The sequence below is a fragment of the Epibacterium sp. HA2-3 genome, assembly GCF_055693725.2.
The window spans coordinates 957987-974462 of sequence record NZ_CM172490.1 but is presented as its reverse complement, the minus strand read 5'-3'; the positions used below and the strand labels follow the sequence as shown (position 1 = coordinate 974462).

The 16476-nt window shown below is 62.1% G+C and carries 16 protein-coding genes and 1 tRNA gene; 12 read left to right on the top strand and 5 right to left on the bottom strand.

Translation table 11 applies throughout. The features are described 5' to 3' along the window. Nucleotides 1-45: 45 nt before the first annotated feature. Complete coding sequence (locus tag ACZ1HH_RS04530; protein WP_487320400.1) at nt 46-516, top strand: cupin domain-containing protein; 471 nt, start codon at nt 46-48, stop codon at nt 514-516. 171 nt (nt 517-687) lie between these two features. Here the strand turns inward: ACZ1HH_RS04530 and ACZ1HH_RS04525 are convergent, their stop codons facing one another. Further along, a complete protein-coding gene (locus tag ACZ1HH_RS04525) occupies nt 688-1815 on the bottom strand; it encodes an anhydro-N-acetylmuramic acid kinase (RefSeq protein ID WP_472635982.1) in 1128 nt (375 codons plus the stop codon). A 143-nt stretch (nt 1816-1958) separates the two neighbouring features. Between ACZ1HH_RS04525 and tyrS the strand changes: the two genes are divergently transcribed. Further along, nucleotides 1959-3212 carry a tyrosine--tRNA ligase gene (gene tyrS, locus ACZ1HH_RS04520; RefSeq protein ID WP_011538266.1) on the top strand — a complete coding sequence of 418 codons (1254 nt, stop codon included), beginning with the start codon at nt 1959-1961 and terminating at the stop codon, nt 3210-3212. A gap of 112 nt (nt 3213-3324) precedes the next feature. Here tyrS and ACZ1HH_RS04515 read toward each other — a convergent pair whose 3' ends face one another. After that, complete coding sequence (locus tag ACZ1HH_RS04515; RefSeq protein ID WP_166485539.1) at nt 3325-3462, bottom strand: hypothetical protein; 138 nt, start codon at nt 3460-3462, stop codon at nt 3325-3327. A 45-nt stretch (nt 3463-3507) separates the two neighbouring features. Here ACZ1HH_RS04515 and ACZ1HH_RS04510 point away from each other — a divergent pair, with 45 nt between their 5' ends. Next, nucleotides 3508-4431, top strand: a complete 924-nt coding sequence (locus ACZ1HH_RS04510) for a GNAT family N-acetyltransferase (RefSeq protein WP_472635981.1) — start codon at nt 3508-3510, stop codon at nt 4429-4431. A gap of 151 nt (nt 4432-4582) precedes the next feature. Beyond that, the gene (locus ACZ1HH_RS04505) at nt 4583-5338 is read left to right on the top strand and encodes an SDR family NAD(P)-dependent oxidoreductase (protein WP_011538264.1); all 756 of its coding nucleotides are present in this window, start codon (nt 4583-4585) and stop codon (nt 5336-5338) included. Between the two features lie 172 nt (nt 5339-5510). On the opposite strand, the gene ACZ1HH_RS04500 is transcribed toward ACZ1HH_RS04505, so the two are convergent. From ACZ1HH_RS04500 to ACZ1HH_RS04490, 3 genes are all read right to left on the bottom strand, one after another. Beyond that, nucleotides 5511-7325: an ABC-F family ATP-binding cassette domain-containing protein gene (locus ACZ1HH_RS04500; protein WP_487320399.1), complete on the bottom strand. Its 1815-nt coding sequence runs from the start codon at nt 7323-7325 to the stop codon at nt 5511-5513. A gap of 62 nt (nt 7326-7387) precedes the next feature. Next, complete coding sequence (locus ACZ1HH_RS04495; RefSeq protein WP_472635980.1) at nt 7388-8164, bottom strand: GNAT family N-acetyltransferase; 777 nt, start codon at nt 8162-8164, stop codon at nt 7388-7390. Nucleotides 8165-8321: 157 nt separating this feature from the next. After that, on the bottom strand, nt 8322-8789 hold the full coding sequence (locus tag ACZ1HH_RS04490) for an outer membrane protein assembly factor BamE (RefSeq protein WP_011538261.1): 468 nt from the start codon (nt 8787-8789) through the stop codon (nt 8322-8324). A gap of 86 nt (nt 8790-8875) precedes the next feature. Between ACZ1HH_RS04490 and ACZ1HH_RS04485 the strand changes: the two genes are divergently transcribed. The 8 genes from ACZ1HH_RS04485 to ACZ1HH_RS04450 all read left to right on the top strand — a co-directional run bounded on the left by ACZ1HH_RS04485 (nt 8876) and on the right by ACZ1HH_RS04450 (nt 16472). Further along, the gene (locus tag ACZ1HH_RS04485; protein WP_011538260.1) at nt 8876-9424 is read left to right on the top strand and encodes a YceD family protein; all 549 of its coding nucleotides are present in this window, start codon (nt 8876-8878) and stop codon (nt 9422-9424) included. A 290-nt stretch (nt 9425-9714) separates the two neighbouring features. Further along, the gene (rpmF, locus tag ACZ1HH_RS04480; protein ID WP_005623419.1) at nt 9715-9921 is read left to right on the top strand and encodes a 50S ribosomal protein L32; all 207 of its coding nucleotides are present in this window, start codon (nt 9715-9717) and stop codon (nt 9919-9921) included. A gap of 41 nt (nt 9922-9962) precedes the next feature. Next, the gene (plsX, locus tag ACZ1HH_RS04475) at nt 9963-11090 is read left to right on the top strand and encodes a phosphate acyltransferase PlsX (protein ID WP_472635979.1); all 1128 of its coding nucleotides are present in this window, start codon (nt 9963-9965) and stop codon (nt 11088-11090) included. A gap of 15 nt (nt 11091-11105) precedes the next feature. Next, nucleotides 11106-12077 (top strand): beta-ketoacyl-ACP synthase III, encoded by a 972-nt coding sequence (locus ACZ1HH_RS04470; protein ID WP_487320398.1) that lies wholly within the window; start codon nt 11106-11108, stop codon nt 12075-12077. An 87-nt stretch (nt 12078-12164) separates the two neighbouring features. Next, on the top strand, nt 12165-12467 hold the full coding sequence (ihfA, locus tag ACZ1HH_RS04465) for an integration host factor subunit alpha (protein WP_005623412.1): 303 nt from the start codon (nt 12165-12167) through the stop codon (nt 12465-12467). A gap of 101 nt (nt 12468-12568) precedes the next feature. Further along, nucleotides 12569-15049, top strand: coding sequence for a MerR family transcriptional regulator (locus ACZ1HH_RS04460; RefSeq protein WP_487320397.1), 2481 nt, complete (start codon nt 12569-12571; stop codon nt 15047-15049). Nucleotides 15050-15150: 101 nt separating this feature from the next. After that, nucleotides 15151-15227, top strand: a tRNA-Pro gene (locus tag ACZ1HH_RS04455). A gap of 165 nt (nt 15228-15392) precedes the next feature. Then, nucleotides 15393-16472 carry a 2'-deoxycytidine 5'-triphosphate deaminase gene (locus tag ACZ1HH_RS04450; protein ID WP_416368181.1) on the top strand — a complete coding sequence of 360 codons (1080 nt, stop codon included), beginning with the start codon at nt 15393-15395 and terminating at the stop codon, nt 16470-16472. Nucleotides 16473-16476 lie beyond the last annotated feature (4 nt).

The following is a 16476-nucleotide window of genomic DNA, read 5'->3' as shown; positions in this document are numbered from 1 at the left end:
CGCGAATTACCAGCCGCAATCAGAACCAGACCGGAGCACAGGCGCATGATGCAGGACATGAACGCACAAGAGATCATCGAGACCCTCCAGTTGGAGCGTCATCCCGAAGGGGGCTGGTATCGCCAGACCTGGGTCGAGGACACGGCGGGTGCGGCGTCCGGAGGCGACGCAGGTCGGAGCGCACCCCGACGCCCCTCAGGCACCTGCATCTATTTCCTGCTTGGCGCAGGCGAGCAGAGCCACTGGCACCGAGTCGATGCCACCGAGATCTGGCTCTATCACGCGGGCGCGCCGCTGGTGCTATCGCTTGCCGCGACAGATCAGGGGCCGGCAACGGATCACCTGCTGACACCGAACCTGCGTGAGGGGCGCCCGCAGCTGATCGTGCCCAAAGACCACTGGCAGGCGGCGCGCAGCACGGGGGATTGGACACTCGTCAGCTGCACCGTGTCTCCGGGGTTTGATTTTTCCGGGTTCACCCTCGCCACTGAAGGGTTTGACATCCCCCGCGCCTGATCGCGTGAGAGGTGTTTCGCTTCGGGCTCAGCCCGAAGCGACCCGCGCCACGCAGCTGGTCCGGCTGCGTGGCGCCTGGCCCATCGGGAGCGGGTGCATTTCATATGCAGCCCGCGACGGGCGGGAGCTGGCCCGCCAGACTAATTGCAGGTATACCCCGAAGTTAAACGATCAGGTTTTGCGCGCTGTCCATCCTTCGGGAACGGTCACCGTCCCGCCGCCGACGCAGGCGCGCACGCCGGTCGTGCTGGGCGCTGAGGTCGGAAGGCCGCGCGCCACCCTGACCGCGAGGTAGGCAAACGCCTGCGCTTCCAGCATGTCCCCATCGAGCCCCACTGTTTCCACCGGCTCGACCGGGCAATCAAGCGACACCCGCAGCATTTCCATCAGCACCGGATTGTGACGCCCACCGCCGGTGACGAGCACCTTGGACGGCGCCCTGGGACAATGCTCCATGCCTTGCGCCACAGCTGCAGCACACATGGCGGTGAGCGTCGCGGTGGCATCCGCATCGCTGAGCTCGGTCACGAGTCCGATCATCTCGGGGAAATCGTTTCGATCCAGAGATTTAGGCGGTATCCGCGCAAAATAGGGCTCGGCGAGAAACAGCTCCAGCGCGCCGTTTTCCACCGCGCCCCCGGATGCAATCCTACCGCCTTCGTCCATCGCAAGACCGAGACGGGACTGAAGAAAGTCGTTGATCGGCGCATTGGCAGGCCCGGTATCAAACGCCAGAAGCGCCCCTTCGTCTTCGGGCCGGGCCTTGCGGGGATCAACATAGGTCACGTTGCCGACCCCGCCGAGGTTCAGAAAACACAAGGGCTCTGTCGCGCCGATATAGCGTGCGCAGGCATGATGGAAGAAAGGCGCGAGCGGTGCGCCCTCGCCGCCCATCGACACATCATCAGAGCGAAAGTCCCAGACCACAGGCCGCCCCAAGGCCTCGGCCAGCACACCACCATCGCCAACCTGCAACGTGCCCTGAAGACGCGGGGCATGTGCAACCGTCTGGCCGTGAAATCCAATGAGATCAACATCGGCGTGGTCCGTCATCACCTCGATATGCGCCGCCTCGACCACCCGCGCCGCCGCCGAGACTGCATCGCCGGTCCACTGGCCCAGCGCGGCCCGCAACACCTCCCGCTCCGCGTCTGAATAGGCGCGGTAGCCCGTCTCTCCAAAGCCGAGAATGTCGCGCCCGTCGGTTTCCAGAACTGCGACGTCGACCCCGTCAAGCGATGTCCCGCTCATGGCGCCCAAGGCCCGCACCAGGCCTGACTTGGATATGGCTCTGCCCATCTCTGCACTCTTCCTTGCGAAAACCGGGCCGTCCCGCCCGTTCCGGCAAATGATACACCGCACATTTTGTCCGGAAAACAGGTTCCCACCGGTGGCGATGCGATTTATACAGCCGCTTGCATATTCAAAAGCCGAGGCATGCTATGACCTACCATCCGAAATCGGACTTCATCGCCATCATGATGGAACGCGGATTCCTGGCGGATTGCACCGATTATCAGGGTCTCGATGAGGCACTGGTGAGCGGTACACAGACGGCATATATCGGCTATGACGCCACGGCGCAGTCGCTTCACGTGGGGCACCTTCTGAACATCATGATGCTGCGCTGGCTGCAAAAAACCGGCCACCGCCCGATCACCCTGATGGGGGGCGGCACCACCAAGGTCGGCGATCCTTCCTTCCGCTCGGATGAACGCCCGCTGCTGGGGCCGGAACAGATCGACGCCAATATCGCCGGCATGCAGAAGGTGTTTGCTAAATACCTCGACTACTCGGACGCCAAAAATGGCGCCATGATGCTCAACAACGCCGAATGGCTGGATGGGCTCAATTACCTTGAGTTCCTGCGCGACATCGGGCGGCATTTCTCGGTGAACCGGATGCTGTCCTTCGAGAGCGTGAAATCACGCCTTGATCGCGAGCAGTCGCTGTCCTTCCTCGAATTCAACTACATGATCCTGCAGGCCTATGATTTCCTGGAGCTGAACCGCCGCTATGGCTGTGTGTTGCAGATGGGCGGCTCGGATCAATGGGGCAATATCGTCAACGGGATCGACCTGACGCGCCGGGTGTTGGAGAATGAGATCTATGGCCTGACCTCGCCGCTGCTGACAACCTCGGACGGGCGCAAGATGGGCAAATCGCAAGGCGGCGCGATCTGGCTCAATGACGAGATGCTGAGCCCCTATGAGTTCTGGCAATTCTGGCGCAACACCACCGATGCGGATGTGGGGCGGTTCCTGAAGCTCTATACCGAGCTGCCGGTTGAAGAATGCGACCGTCTGGGCGCGCTTCAGGGGTCTGAGATCAACGAGGGCAAGATCATCCTTGCCAATGAGGTCACGACGCTCCTGCATGGGGCCGAGGCGGCGCGCGCTGCCGAGGCGACAGCGCGCGAAGTGTTCGAAAAGGGCGGTGTGGGCGATGACCTGCCGACCCTGTCGCTGTCGCCCGCGGAGCTTGGCGACGGGATGTCGATCGTACAGTTGATCGTGAAATCCGGGCTCGCAAAATCCGGCAAGGAAGCAAAGCGCCTGATCTCTGAGAATGGCGCCAAGCTTGACGATGCGCCGCTGACGGATGCCGGTCTGATGATCGACGCCGCTGCGCTGGCCTCCCCGATCAAACTGTCGGCAGGTAAAAAGCGTCACGCGCTTGTGCAGCTCGAGGGCTGATGGAAACAGAGGACGAGAGGGGCTTTGCCCCTCTTGGCCCCTGGCCAATTCACCCTAGGATATTTTGGGTCAGAAGAAGCCAGCGGTCTGTCCTGTTGGGCAATAGGCGTGCCTAGAGAAAGACCACCTCGATCACGGTGAGAATGACGAAGGTCGGGATCGACAGGGCGGTGGCAATCAACAGCGCCGCACATTTTGTCATGCGCGCGCCAGCGGCGCTGCGCCCGTAGATTTTAACGGTCTTTTTCATGATTTCATTAACCATCAATTAGGTTTCCATCTTGTTAATGGCGGTATGTTTGATCTTGGTTCCACCCCCGCCATGCCCCGCCCTATTCAACGCAGCGCTTCACTCCGTACACTCGCGCAATCGCCCGAGTTCTCGCGCGCATTGAACCTGGTTGGACAGACACCGCTGCATCTGGATCGCCTGCAAGACATGCTTGTGCTGCGGCGCAAATTCTGGGGTGTCGAGGTCGCGATGGTCAACCGCGCAGAATTGCCTAAACCTTTGCGTTTGCTTGAAATTATTCAAGAAGAAGGGTTGCGGCGGACCCCGGTGCTCCTGTCACCCGAGCATCCTGTGCCCGAACTTGGCCGTCTTGGGGCTTTGCCGTTGATGACGCCGGCCAGCGTGGGGCTCCTGGACATTCTTGCAGATCGTACAGCGCAGCGGAACCGGCTTGCGCAGAAGTGGCGCAACCGCCTGTCGCATGCGGAGGCGCAGGCCTTGCGGGTAACGCGACAGAACATGCCGATTGCGCCCGATCACTGGATTTTACGTGCCGATGCAGCGCAACAGCAAAAACGTCGCTATCGCAGCTGGCCCGCCGCGCTGACACTGGCTTATGCGCAAGCAAATCGTGGGTCTGCAAAACTCTTTGAAGCGCATGAGGGGCGTGAGACAGTGGCCGGTATCCTGGTTCTGACCCATGGTGAAGGCGCAACCTATCATATTGCGCATAGCACGGAGCGCGGGCGCCGGCTCTCCGCGCATAATCTCTTGATGTGGAATGCGATGGACTGGCTTGCCTCCAAGGGCATCCGTCAATTGGATCTTGGCGTGATCAACACCGAGGACGCAAGTGGGCTTGCACGGTTCAAGCTGGGAACAGGCGCACGGCTCTCGCAACTCGGGGGGACATGGCTCTATTGGCCCCCGCTTGGACGCCGCCTCGCTCCTCTGGCTGCTCTGGATCGTAGGCTGATGGGCGGCTGATCGCGGCTCCTTTCTGCGTGGTTTAGCATCCTCAGGGGGTGTTATCGAGACCGCATGCATTGTCGAGAACCGACAATGGCGCGGGACTGGACAGAATGGCTCTGCCGTGGTTATTTGAACGCATGTTCATTTCATGGGAGGAGCGGGACAGATGAAACTCGCAACCACGCGCGCTGTGATCACGGGCGGCGCATCCGGTCTCGGCGAGGCCACCGCCCGTCATTTCCGTAACGCTGGCGCTCAGGTCACAATTCTGGATCGCGATGGCGATCGGGGTGCCAAGATCGCGGAGACAATCGGAGCCCATTTTGTCGAGACCGATGTCACCAGCGAAGAAAGCGTTGCGGCGGCGATGGCCTATGCGGTCGACAAAATGGGCGGGTTGAGCGCGGCGGTGAATTGCGCAGGCATTGCTCATGCGATCAAAACCGTCGGGCGGGATGGTCCGCATCCGCTGGGCGCGTTTCAGAAAACCGTCGACATCAATCTGGTCGGCAGCTTCAACGTGGCGCGCCTGGCCGCGGCAGAAATCAGCAAGTCTACGCCCGAGGCGGATGGCGCGCGCGGTGTCATCATCAACACGGCTTCGATCGCAGCCTTTGACGGCCAAAAGGGCCAGGCGGCCTATGCGGCCTCCAAGGGCGGCATCGTGGGCATGACCCTGCCCATGGCCCGCGACCTAGCGTCCTCGGGCATCCGGGTGATGGCCATCGCACCGGGGATCTTTATGACGCCGATGCTGGCGGGACTGCCAGAGGAGGCACAGGCGCAACTGGCCGCCGATGTGCCAAACCCGGCGCGTTTGGGCCAGCCAGAGGAATACGCACGTCTGGCAGGGTTCATCGTCGAAATGGGATATCTCAACGGGGAGGTCATTCGCCTCGATGGCGCGCTGCGGATGCGCTGAGGACAACTGCGCCTGCGATCTAAGACCTCTCCCGCCTGTGCTCACCGCCCCCTGAGGGGACGGATTGATCCGGTTGGGCCGAGCGCCGCGCGCGCCGCAGCGGCCCGCGGCGCTTCGGGCTCTGCCCGAAGCGAAACACCTCCCCATCAGACCGACTTATATCTCTGACGCGTCAAGCCTGAGCCGCTTTTTCTTCCAGCGTCAGCCATTCTTCCTCGGCAGCGGCGAGTTTTTCCTGACGCTCCACCAGCGCCTCTGTCGCTTTTTTGAATTTCACCGGCTCGCGGGTGAAAAGCTCGGGATCGGCCATCAGCTCTTCGAGTTTGGCAATCTCTTTCTCAAGACGGTCAATCTCGTCCGGGAGCGCCTCGAGCCGGTGCTTTTCCTTGAAACTCAACGCCTCTTTGGGTGCCTGCGCCTCTGGTTTTGGTTTGGATTTCGCAGGTTTTGATTTCTCGACCTTCTCAGGCGCCTCTTTCGGAGTGCGCTGCGCGAGGTAGTCGCTCCAGCCGCCCGCATAGACCGTGGCGTGCCCCTGCCCTTCCATGGCGACCGTGGTCGTCGCAACCCGGTCGAGGAAATCCCGGTCGTGGCTTACCAGCAGCACGGTGCCGTCATAGGCATCCAGAAGCTCCTGCAGCAGATCAAGCGTCTCCACGTCGAGGTCGTTGGTCGGCTCGTCCAGCACCAACATGTTCGACGGGCGCGCCATGAGTTTCGCGAGCAGCAGCCGGGCCTTTTCCCCCCCCGAGAGCGAGCGCACCGGTGCGCGGGCTTGGCGCTCATCAAAAAGGAACTCCTTCAGATAGCCTACCACATGTTTGGGCTGTCCGCGCACCATCACCTGATCTGCCTTGCCGGAAATCCCCATCAAGGGATCCGCGGTGAGGTTCTCCCACAGGCTCGAATCTCCATCGAGCTGATCGCGGGTCTGATCAAAGACTGCGACCTCAAGATTCGTGCCCAGTTTGACTGTGCCCTCATCCGGCGTTTCCTGCCCGAGAAGCATCTTCAACAGCGTCGTCTTGCCCACGCCGTTCGGCCCCACAAAGGCGACGCGCTCACCGCGCTGCACTGTCAGGGAGAAGTGGTTGAGGATCTGTTTGTCGCCAAAGCGTTTGGTGATACCTTCGGCCTCGATAACCTTGCGGCCGGACTTTGGCCCCGCCTCTAGCTCCATCGCCGCAGCGCCCTGCCGCTTGATCTGGCTGGCGCGTTCGGATTTCAGATCCTGCAAAGCGCGCACCCGACCCATGTTGCGTTTGCGCCGGGCCGAGATGCCTTCGACCGCCCAGCGGCTTTCGGATTTGATCAGGCGGTTGAGCTTGTGGCGCTGCATGTCTTCTTCTTCCCAGACCTTGTCGCGCCACGCCTCAAAATGCTCGAACCCCTTGTCCTGACGGCGCACCTGCCCGCGGTCTACCCAGAGGGTCGCGCGGGTCAGAGCGCGCAGGAACGCGCGGTCGTGCGAGATCAGCACAAAGGCTGCACGGGTTGAGGCCAGCTCACCCTCGAGCCAGGAAATCGCTTCGATATCAAGGTGGTTGGTCGGCTCGTCCAAGAGCATCAGCTCGGGCGCCTCGGCCATGAGTTTCGCCAGCGCCGCGCGCCGACGTTCCCCGCCCGAAGCGGTTTCCACCGGGCGGGCGGGGTCGAACTTCAGCCCCTCGCCTGCGCGCTCCACTTTATAAAGCTCGCCGGGTTCCAGTGCCGAGGCCGCAAAATCCCCCAGCGTGGCAAAGCCCTCCATCTTGGGGTCTTGCTCCATGTAGCCGGCGGAATTTCCGGGCGGGATCACGATGGAGCCGGCATCCGCCTCCACAAGACCGGCCATGACTTTCATCAAGGTCGATTTACCCGAGCCATTGCGCCCCACAAGCGCAACCCGGTCGCCGGGCTGCACCACGAGGTCGAGGTCGGAAAACACCGGATCGCCACCAAAGGTCAGCGAAATCCCGGACATCTGCAAAAGAGGAATACGTGCCATGAGAGCGGAGCTAAACCGCTCCGCTCTCTTCGTCAATGTATCATGGCGCCGGGGGGCGCGGCCTAGCCCGCCACCGCCCGCAGCAAACGCTTGCGCGCAGGGGGAATCGCGCCGATTTCCAGCCCTGTAAACACATGCAGCGTGTTCATATGCCGGTCGACCACCGCGTGATCGCTGACCCAGCCGCCCATCATCAGATAGGTGCGCAGCAAGGGCGGCATCCGGAGCATCGCCTTCTTGGCGTCAGGCTTGCGCCGCAGCCGTGCGGCAAAGCGGAACACATCGGGGGCCTTGACGCGGGGCAGCCAACGTTTGGGGGCCAGGTGACGGTGTTTGAGCATCGCAAAGGCATCCAGATAGACCGCCGTCTCTGTTCCCGCGAAGGACGAGCATCCAAAGAGCATCTGGATCTCCTCGCGGTCCACAAAGCTGGTCATCGCGCCCCATGCAACCCGCAGGATGTCCGGATCGCTCCATTCGGGGTGGATGCAAAACCGCCCCATCTCCACCATGCGCCCGTCGAAATCGGCCAATGCGGAAAGGTCATAGTACTGTGCCGAGTAGGTGCGCGCGACCTCGCCCCCGCCCGCCAGCACCAACATGCGAAAGCAGCAGACCAGCGTGCCGCTTGCACGTTCTTCGACCAGAACATGGGCACAGCTGTCGTCAAAATGGTCCCGGTCCACATCCAGCGTGCCAAAACACAAGGTGCGCAGGGCCTGCGCGGCGGCGATATCACCGTCATTCGCCGCCAGACGCGCGCAATAGCGCCCCTTGGACAAAAGATCACCTGCGCGCGGCGCTGGGTCGGAAGATTGGGACCGGGAAGGGATCGCCATGGCCTGCTCGTGTCTGTCTCTGTTCTGTGCGCCGCGCCCCGCTTTTGGGGCACGCTCGGCTCTTGCTAGCACAAAACATGTGTAACCCGGGTGACGAATTCATCCCCCGGGCCACTTTTAGACTGCTAGCCGCTCCTCGGAGCGACCGCTACCGACGTTATTGCAGGAAGCTGCTTGGGTTGAAGTTGCCAAGGTTGCCGATCAACTGGCGCAGGAACGTCTTGTCCTCGAGATTCGAGTCGGTGACGCGGCGCTCGAGCGGGACGGCGCGTCCATCCGCCAGTGTGTAGCGCTGCACGCTGTCGACAACGCCGCGCCCATCAAAGGTGATCGCCACGAGATCGCGCGAGACAACCTCCGGCTCTTTGGGGCCAAAGCGTTTGATGCGCGAGCTGACATAATAATAGCCGCTGTCGTCCACCAGCGAGTCGATGGTGGGCTCGCCGATGGTCTCTGAAACCGAATCACGCGTGTCGACACCGACCACAACTTCGTTGAGAAGATCAGGTCCGGGGACCCAGCCATGCTTGCGGTATTGGGCCGTGCAGGCGGTGACCGCCACCAACACCCCAACGAGAAGCGCGCTCCGCATTGCGGATTTTACGGTCTTCGGACTTGCAATCATGCGCTTCCCCTGCGGTTCGGGTTGATAAAGACTGAAGTCCCGATTACCTAACTCGAGCTAATGGTTCAAGAAATGAAAGTACGCTCGTGAGTTCCACCCCCTCTGAGACCGCCGCCCTGCGGGTTGCCGATCTGCCCCAGAATCGCCCGACGCGATTCACGCTGACGCCAGAGGCCAAAGCCCTGGTCGGGATCGCCAGCGCACTCGGCGTCGATGCCCTGCGCAAGCTGCGGTTCGAGGGCGAGATCAAGGCGCGCGGCAAGCGTGACTGGGTTTTGAAGGGCAAACTCGGCTTTACGGTAACGCAGCCGTGCGTGGTCACGCTCGACCCCGTCACCACCCGCATCGACACCGATGTGGAGCGCCTGTTTCTCGCAGAGATCGCCATTCCCGACGAAGCAGAGGTCGAGATGAGCGATGACGACAATATCGACGAGCTGGGCGAATTCATCTCTCCCTATGACGTGATGCTCGAAAGCGTGGCGCTCCATCTGCCGCAATATCCGCGCAAGGAAGGCGCCGAACTGGGCCAGCACATTCACGCCGAACCCGGCACAGCGCCGATGACGGATGAGGACACCCGCCCCTTTGCCGGGCTTGCAGATTTGCTGAAACCCGGCGACAAGGACTCCTGAGGTCCAGCCGCGCCGCCTCTGCACAGAGGCATGCGCCCCCCGAAAGAGGCAGAATTTTTTCTCGACTCGGGGGCAGGCTGGCATTGACGACCACTGAGCACGAAGAAATCGCTTGCGCAAACGCAGATTCGCAGTATTTTCGCGCGCTCATCGGAATTTTTGGTTGGACATCGGAGCGACTGCGGCCTACACGCACGGTCACACCGGACGTCACACCGATTGACACGGAAACATGAAACGCGCCTGACGGCTCTGCTGCTTGATGGCCCTAGTTAGACAAAGGTTGAGACATGGCTGTCCAACAGAACAAAGTATCCAAATCGCGCCGCAACAACCGCCGCGCGCACGATGCTCTGGTTGCTGCAAACCCGAACGAATGCTCCAACTGCGGTGAGCTGCGTCGTCCCCACCACGTGTGCCCCTCCTGCGGCCACTATGACGACAAAGAGATCGTAGCACAGGCCGACGAGATCGACCTGGACGAAGACGCGGCCTGAGTCGAAACGGGATCACGTATGCCAGGCAGGCACGCAGTCGTATGACGGGTAACACCGCTCCATCGCAGGCAGATGCCCGCCGCACCGTGATTTCGGTGGACGCCATGGGTGGCGATGCCGGCCCGGCCGTTGTGGTCGCAGGCATCGCCAAATCCGCGAGCAAGAACCCCGACATCGGGTTCCTGCTGCATGGTCCCGCTGAAGAGTTAGAACCCCTTGTGGCCCGCAGGAAAACCCTTAAGGGCCGCGTGGAGATTCGTGACGCACGCGATGTGGTCACGATGGAAGACAAGCCAAGCCAAGTCATGCGCAACGGCAAGGGCACCTCGATGTGGTCGGCCCTTGAATCCGTGCGCTCTGGCGAGGCTGATGGCGTTGTCTCCTGCGGCAACACCGGCGCCCTGATGGCGCTGTCGATGCTGCGCCTACGCAAGCTGCCCGGGGTCAATCGCCCGGCCATTGCGATTCTCTGGCCCTCGCGAAACCCACAAGGGTTTAACGTCATGCTCGACGTGGGCGCCGATGTGCGCGCCGATGCAGAGGATCTGTTGCAATACGCCCTGATGGGCACCTCCTACATCCGAAACTCGATGGATCTGCCCTGCCCGCGTGTGGGGCTGTTGAACGTCGGGACCGAGGAACACAAGGGCCGCGCGGAACTCAAGGAAGCCTACGCGCTGATCTCTCAGAACGCAGAGAAGGCGAATTTCGAATTCGTCGGCTTTGTCGAGGGCAGCGACATTCCCGGGGACATCGCAGATGTGATCGTCACCGACGGCTTTACCGGCAATGTCGCGATCAAAACCGGCGAAGGCACCGCCAGCCTGTTGCGCTCGGCGATCCGCGAAGCCTTTGAATATTCTATCCTATCCCGTCTGGCGGCCCTCTTGGCCTATACCTCGCTGTCCCGCCTTGCCAAACGGATCGACCCGCGCCGGGTCAATGGTGGCGTTTTCCTCGGCCTCAATGGCACCGTTGTGAAATCTCATGGCGGCGCCGATGCCACGGGCGTTTCGGCTGCCGTGAAACTTGCGTTTCTTCTTGCAGAACAAGGATTTGCGGAAAAGCTTGCAGCCCGGGTTGCATCCGCCGTAGAGCTTGCCCAAGATGACGCAACGTCCGCAGGCGCGGACGCACCCGGCGATTCTGAGACCGGGAGCACGAACTAGAAGGCAGGCAAACGAATGACGCGACGCGCAGTTGTGATTGGCGCAGGGCACTACCTCCCAGACCGCATTGTAGAGAACGCTGAATTCGAGGCTACGCTGGATACCTCTGACGAATGGATTCGCTCGCGTTCCGGGATCGAACGCCGCCATTTCGCCGCCGAAGGGGAAACCACCTCGCACATGGCCACTCGTGCCGCCGAGGCCGCGCTCAAATCCGCAGGACGCGGCGCAGATGATGTCGACGCCATTGTTCTGGCCACATCGACGGCCGATCTGACCTTTCCCTCCGCCGCAACCATGGTGCAATCGCAGCTTGGCATGACCAAGGGGTTTGCCTTTGATGTGCAGGCGGTGTGCGCGGGCTTTGTCTATGCGCTCTCAAACGCCAACGCGCTGATTGCCTCTGGTCAGGCCGATCGGGTTCTGGTCATTGGTGCCGAGACGTTTTCGCGCATTATGGACTGGACGGATCGTTCGACTTGCGTGCTTTTTGGAGATGGCGCGGGCGCGATTCTGCTTGAGGCGCAGGAGGGCGAAGGCACCTCCAAGGATCGCGGCATTCTGGCGACGGATCTGAATTCTGACGGTCGTTACAAGGACTTGCTCTATGTCGATGGTGGCGTGTCGACCCAATCGACCGGCTATCTGCGCATGCAGGGCAACCAGGTCTTCCGCCACGCAGTCGAAAAACTCGCCTCCACAGCCCATACGGCTCTGGAGCGCGCCGGTGCCAGCACCGACGAGGTGGATTGGATCGTCCCCCATCAGGCCAACATCCGCATCATTCAGGGCACCGCCAAGAAAATGGGCCTGCCCATGGACAAGGTGGTCGTGACCGTTCAGGATCACGGGAACACCTCCGCTGCCTCCATCCCGCTGGCCCTGTCGGTCGGGGTTGAGCGCGGCCAGATCAAACCCGGCGATCTCATCGTCACCGAGGCCATTGGTGGCGGTCTGGCGTGGGGTGCTGTGGTTTTGCGGTGGTAATGCGGGGGAAACCGCACCTTCCAATTCATTGATATTGACAGGGAAATTCCTGACCTCCTATTGTTTTGAGAAACAACGGGGATGGCTATGACTGAAAAAACGATTACGAGAATGGATCTGAGCGAGGCGGTGTTTCGCGAAGTTGGTCTGTCACGCAACGAAAGCGCGCAGCTCGTCGAGAGCATGCTTCAGCACATGTCGGACGCTTTGGTGCGCGGCGAACAGGTAAAGATCTCCTCTTTTGGAACCTTCAGCGTGCGCGATAAATCCGCCCGTGTCGGACGCAATCCCAAAACCGGTGAAGAAGTGCCGATCCAGCCCCGCCGTGTGCTGACCTTCCGCCCTTCGCACCTGATGAAAGATCGCGTCGCGGACGGCAACAAAAGTTAACCGTCTTCGCCGATCATACCAAATGAAGCACCGGCCCCCGTTTGCGGGGCCATACCCATATGCGCAAGACCGATGCGCCGCAGCCAATAAAGGGTCGCCCCATGTCCAAGTCCCCTGACGCCTTTCGCACCATCAGCGAGGTAGCAGAATGGCTGGATGTACCGGCGCATGTACTGCGATTCTGGGAAAGCAAGTTTACGCAGGTCAAACCCGTCAAACGCGCCGGTGGACGGCGCTACTATCGTCCAACGGATATGTTGCTTCTGGGCGGTATTCAGCACCTCCTGCACGAAGAAGGCCTGTCGATCAAAGAGGCACAAGCCCTGTTGCGCGAAGAGGGCATCCAGCATGTGCAGTCGCTCTCCAAGCCGCTCGACGGCGACCAAGAGGACGAATCAGCGATTGAGGCCAAACCAGCGAGCAAATGGGTTGAGCCATCCGAGGTCGAAAAGCCCAAGGCCCCGCTGGTAGACCGCGATCCCCCCGGCGCCGAAGAGCAATCGGAGCGCAAAGCGGCTCCGCCACCGCCACCGCCCTACCCCGCAACCCCGCCTGCGCCGACCGCTCCGGTGACGCCTGCAGCGGCGACGCCCCCCGTTGCGCCGGGCGACAGCATGGCCCCGCCTCAGGGCGAGACACCCACAGCCGCCTCCGCAGATGCATCCAGCGCGGCAACATCTGCCCTGGCGGAGAACGTAGCTTCCTCGGGGCCTGCCGAGAGCCTGGCGTCCACCGAGACCCCGTCCCAGCCTACGACTCCCCCTGCGGCACCCACCCCACTGGGGGCGGAGGCTGGCGCTGGCCAGGACGCGGGCGCGGCCCCACTGGGCACACCGCCTTCTGTACCGCCTGCCGCGCCGTCGCCTGCGCCCGCTGACGCAGGACCAGCCACGCCGCCCGCGCAAACGCCGCCTGCCGCTCCCGCTTCCTCCGATGCCCCCTCTGAGGCCGCCGCCGCGTCTTTGCGCCAAACACCGGGTGAGTTTGCACCCACCAGCGATACTGCGCCAGCCGTGCCCACCCCTTCCACACCGGAAGGCGCCGCAGAAGATAGTGCGCCACAGGAAGGCGATCACGTGCGCGCGCATGTGGGCGGCGCGCAGACGCTGCAGACATCCGCAGGTCAAATGGCGATGCCCATGGACCTTCCAAATGCCGCCGCACCGCAACGGGATATGGCCTCACAGGTTCAGGCCGTGCGTGCGGCGGCAACACCTTCCTCCGCCACTGTAGCCCCCTCTTCGGCATCAAATTCCGACCAGCAGGATTTCTTTGCCGCAGCCGCAGATGCGCAAAACGCCGAGCAGGCACCAGCGTCCGACAGCGCAGCTGTTGCCTCCGATCCGCCTGCGCCTAACCCAACTCAGCCCGCCCCGGCGCAGCCTGATCCACTGGCTCAACAAGAGTCACAGATGTCCGCGCCGCCTGTCGGGATGCCCCCTGCCGAGGATCAGGTCGCAGAGGCACTGGTTGCGGACGCACCTGCGGACGATCTCGCTGGCGCCTCCGTTGTGGATCAGGCGGGGACAGTTCAAGGATCTGCACCCGACGCTGGGTCGACAGAGGCTGTCTCAGAGGGATCAACCGCGCCGGTTGCAGACGCGCGCCCCGCCACCCATATGTCTGAACAGACTGCAACCGAGGTCTCTTTTACAGGAGACGCACCGCAACAGATGCCAGCACAGGCGCCAGCGTCCGATGCTCTCACCACTGGGATGGCGCAAGAACCTGACACGGATCAAGCCTCTGATTTCGCGCCTGAAAACCACGACGCCTTGCAGCCCATTGAGGACAGTGCAGGCGTCGACGAGACGGCGATCCAATCTCTTGCCTCGGACGACCCCAGTTCTGAGCCCGCACTGGACGCGCCCGCATTCGACTCGCCGGACTCTCAACACCCGCCCTTTGACGAACCTGTGCCTGTCCAACCTGGCTCCGACGAGCCAGTGTCTTCGGACTTGGCGGCCATAGAGGAAACAAACGCCGATCCGGCAGCGCAGATGGCCAGCGCCCTGGCAGAGGCCACCGCTCCCGTGGCTGAGACCACCGAATCCGCTCCCTCAGATGTCGACATCACGGGCGCGGACGATAGCGATGTGTCCGCAGTAGAAGAACCCGCGTCTGAGATGCCTCACGCCGAGGTCGAGGCGTCCGATTCGCATACCGAAACCTCGGATCAGGATCCCGCCCCCGCATTGGATGTGACCGATGCGATGACGGACACCGCAGCCGAGGCCGCACCAGAGGCAGACCCGCAGTCCGCGCCTGATGCAGGCCCCTTTGAGGACAATGCGGAGACCGCCGAAGAACGTGACGCCGCTGCCCCGGTCACAGATGAGGCCGAAGACGCCGCAGCCCTGGATCAGTTCCCAGAGACAGAGCGCACACCTTTGGCGGCTGACTCGACGCCCACAGCGGAGTCGCCGCGCCCGCGGGTGATCGAGGTTTCCGACACCCCTGAGGGCAGCTTTGCCGCCGGACCTCTTCAGCGCCTCTCGCGCCTCGGTACACTGACGGCAGCGCAACAAGGCGCGTTGCGCGAGATTGCAACAGCTTTGCGCGAGATCGCCTCCCGGCACTGATCGGGGAGCATTGGGTCCAATGAGAGGCGCATTGAAAAAGCGAGAAAAAATAAATTTCGCCTCTTGCCCCTGCCGCAAAAAGCAGTAGAAAGCTCCCACAACGGGCTATGGCGCAGCCTGGTAGCGCGTCCGTCTGGGGGACGGAAGGTCGCAGGTTCGAGTCCTGCTAGCCCGACCATAACGAAACGCCCGAGCGGTCAAACGCTCGGGCGTTTGTGTATCCGCCGCCTGCTTTGCCGTTGGTTTTCCAAAAGAATTCGCAACGCGCATTCTGCGTATTGTGGCATGACAGAATATGCGTCAGCATCCCTCGGGACAGGGACGCCATCAGGGAACCGCAGCTATGACCGGTGTTTTGCCCAGCCAGACGATCGAAACCATGCTCGCGCGTGCAGACATCAAAATCGACGCGCCGCTGAGCGAAGGTCAGATCCAGCCCGCAAGCCTTGACCTCCGTCTGGGCAAGGTCGCCTATCGCGTGCGCGCGTCATTCCTTGCGGGCCAAGGGCGCACCGTGGCCGAGCGCCTCGAAGAGTTTGAGATGCACCGCATCGACCTCAGCGAAGGTGCCGTGTTGGAAAAAGGCTGCGTCTATGTGGTGCCGCTGATGGAATCGCTCGACCTGCCCGATACAGTAAGCGCCGTGGCCAATGCCAAAAGCTCCACCGGGCGGCTCGACCTGCTGACCCGGACCATCACCGATGGGGGGGAAGAGTTCGACCGCATCCGCGCCGGTTACACTGGCCCGCTTTATGCCGAGATCTGCCCGCGCTCTTTTTCTGTGCTGGCCCGCCCCGGCATGCGGCTCAATCAGATCCGCTTTCGCGACGGGCAATCCGTGCTAGATGACGCGGCGCTCGCGGATCTCCACGCAAAGACCCCACTGGTGGATGGCGAGGCCGTGATCGAGGATGGGCTTGGCTTTTCTGTCGATCTGCGCCTGCCCGGCACCGATCTGGTGGGCTACCGCGCCAAACCGCACACCGGCGTGATCGACCTCGACCGGATCGCCGCTTATGATCCTCGCGACTATTGGGAGGAAGTGCGCAGCGACAAGGGCCGGATCATCCTTGATCCCGGTGCGTTCTACATCCTCGTGAGCCGCGAGGCGGTGCATATCCCGCCCGAATACGCGGCTGAGATGGCGCCCTACCTTGCAATGGTGGGCGAGTTTCGCGTGCATTACGCGGGCTTTTTTGATCCCGGTTTTGGCCATGCCGCGGCCGGGGGGGCTGGTTCTCGCGGCGTGCTGGAGGTGCGCTGTCACGAGGCGCCTTTTGTGCTCGAACACGGGCAGGTGGTGGGCCGTCTGGTCTATGAGCGCATGGCCGAGCTGCCAGAGCAGCTCTATGGCGCGGGGATTGCCTCAAACTATCAGGGCCAGGGGCTGAAACTCTCGAAACATTTCCGCAGCCCCAGCTGACAAT

What these genes read in the sequence shown, in the direction of transcription:
- ACZ1HH_RS04530 (WP_487320400.1), top strand. Translation starts at nt 46, where the DNA reads ATGATGCAGGACATGAACGCACAAGAGATCATCGAGACCCTCCAGTTG.
- ACZ1HH_RS04525 (WP_472635982.1), bottom strand. Translation starts at nt 1,815, where the DNA reads ATGGGCAGAGCCATATCCAAGTCAGGCCTGGTGCGGGCCTTGGGCGCC.
- tyrS (WP_011538266.1), top strand. Translation starts at nt 1,959, where the DNA reads ATGACCTACCATCCGAAATCGGACTTCATCGCCATCATGATGGAACGC.
- ACZ1HH_RS04515 (WP_166485539.1), bottom strand. Translation starts at nt 3,462, where the DNA reads ATGAAAAAGACCGTTAAAATCTACGGGCGCAGCGCCGCTGGCGCGCGC.
- ACZ1HH_RS04510 (WP_472635981.1), top strand. Translation starts at nt 3,508, where the DNA reads ATGTTTGATCTTGGTTCCACCCCCGCCATGCCCCGCCCTATTCAACGC.
- ACZ1HH_RS04505 (WP_011538264.1), top strand. Translation starts at nt 4,583, where the DNA reads ATGAAACTCGCAACCACGCGCGCTGTGATCACGGGCGGCGCATCCGGT.
- ACZ1HH_RS04500 (WP_487320399.1), bottom strand. Translation starts at nt 7,325, where the DNA reads ATGGCACGTATTCCTCTTTTGCAGATGTCCGGGATTTCGCTGACCTTT.
- ACZ1HH_RS04495 (WP_472635980.1), bottom strand. Translation starts at nt 8,164, where the DNA reads ATGGCGATCCCTTCCCGGTCCCAATCTTCCGACCCAGCGCCGCGCGCA.
- ACZ1HH_RS04490 (WP_011538261.1), bottom strand. Translation starts at nt 8,789, where the DNA reads ATGATTGCAAGTCCGAAGACCGTAAAATCCGCAATGCGGAGCGCGCTT.
- rpmF (WP_005623419.1), top strand. Translation starts at nt 9,715, where the DNA reads ATGGCTGTCCAACAGAACAAAGTATCCAAATCGCGCCGCAACAACCGC.
- plsX (WP_472635979.1), top strand. Translation starts at nt 9,963, where the DNA reads ATGACGGGTAACACCGCTCCATCGCAGGCAGATGCCCGCCGCACCGTG.
- ACZ1HH_RS04470 (WP_487320398.1), top strand. Translation starts at nt 11,106, where the DNA reads ATGACGCGACGCGCAGTTGTGATTGGCGCAGGGCACTACCTCCCAGAC.
- ihfA (WP_005623412.1), top strand. Translation starts at nt 12,165, where the DNA reads ATGACTGAAAAAACGATTACGAGAATGGATCTGAGCGAGGCGGTGTTT.
- ACZ1HH_RS04460 (WP_487320397.1), top strand. Translation starts at nt 12,569, where the DNA reads ATGTCCAAGTCCCCTGACGCCTTTCGCACCATCAGCGAGGTAGCAGAA.
- ACZ1HH_RS04450 (WP_416368181.1), top strand. Translation starts at nt 15,393, where the DNA reads ATGACCGGTGTTTTGCCCAGCCAGACGATCGAAACCATGCTCGCGCGT.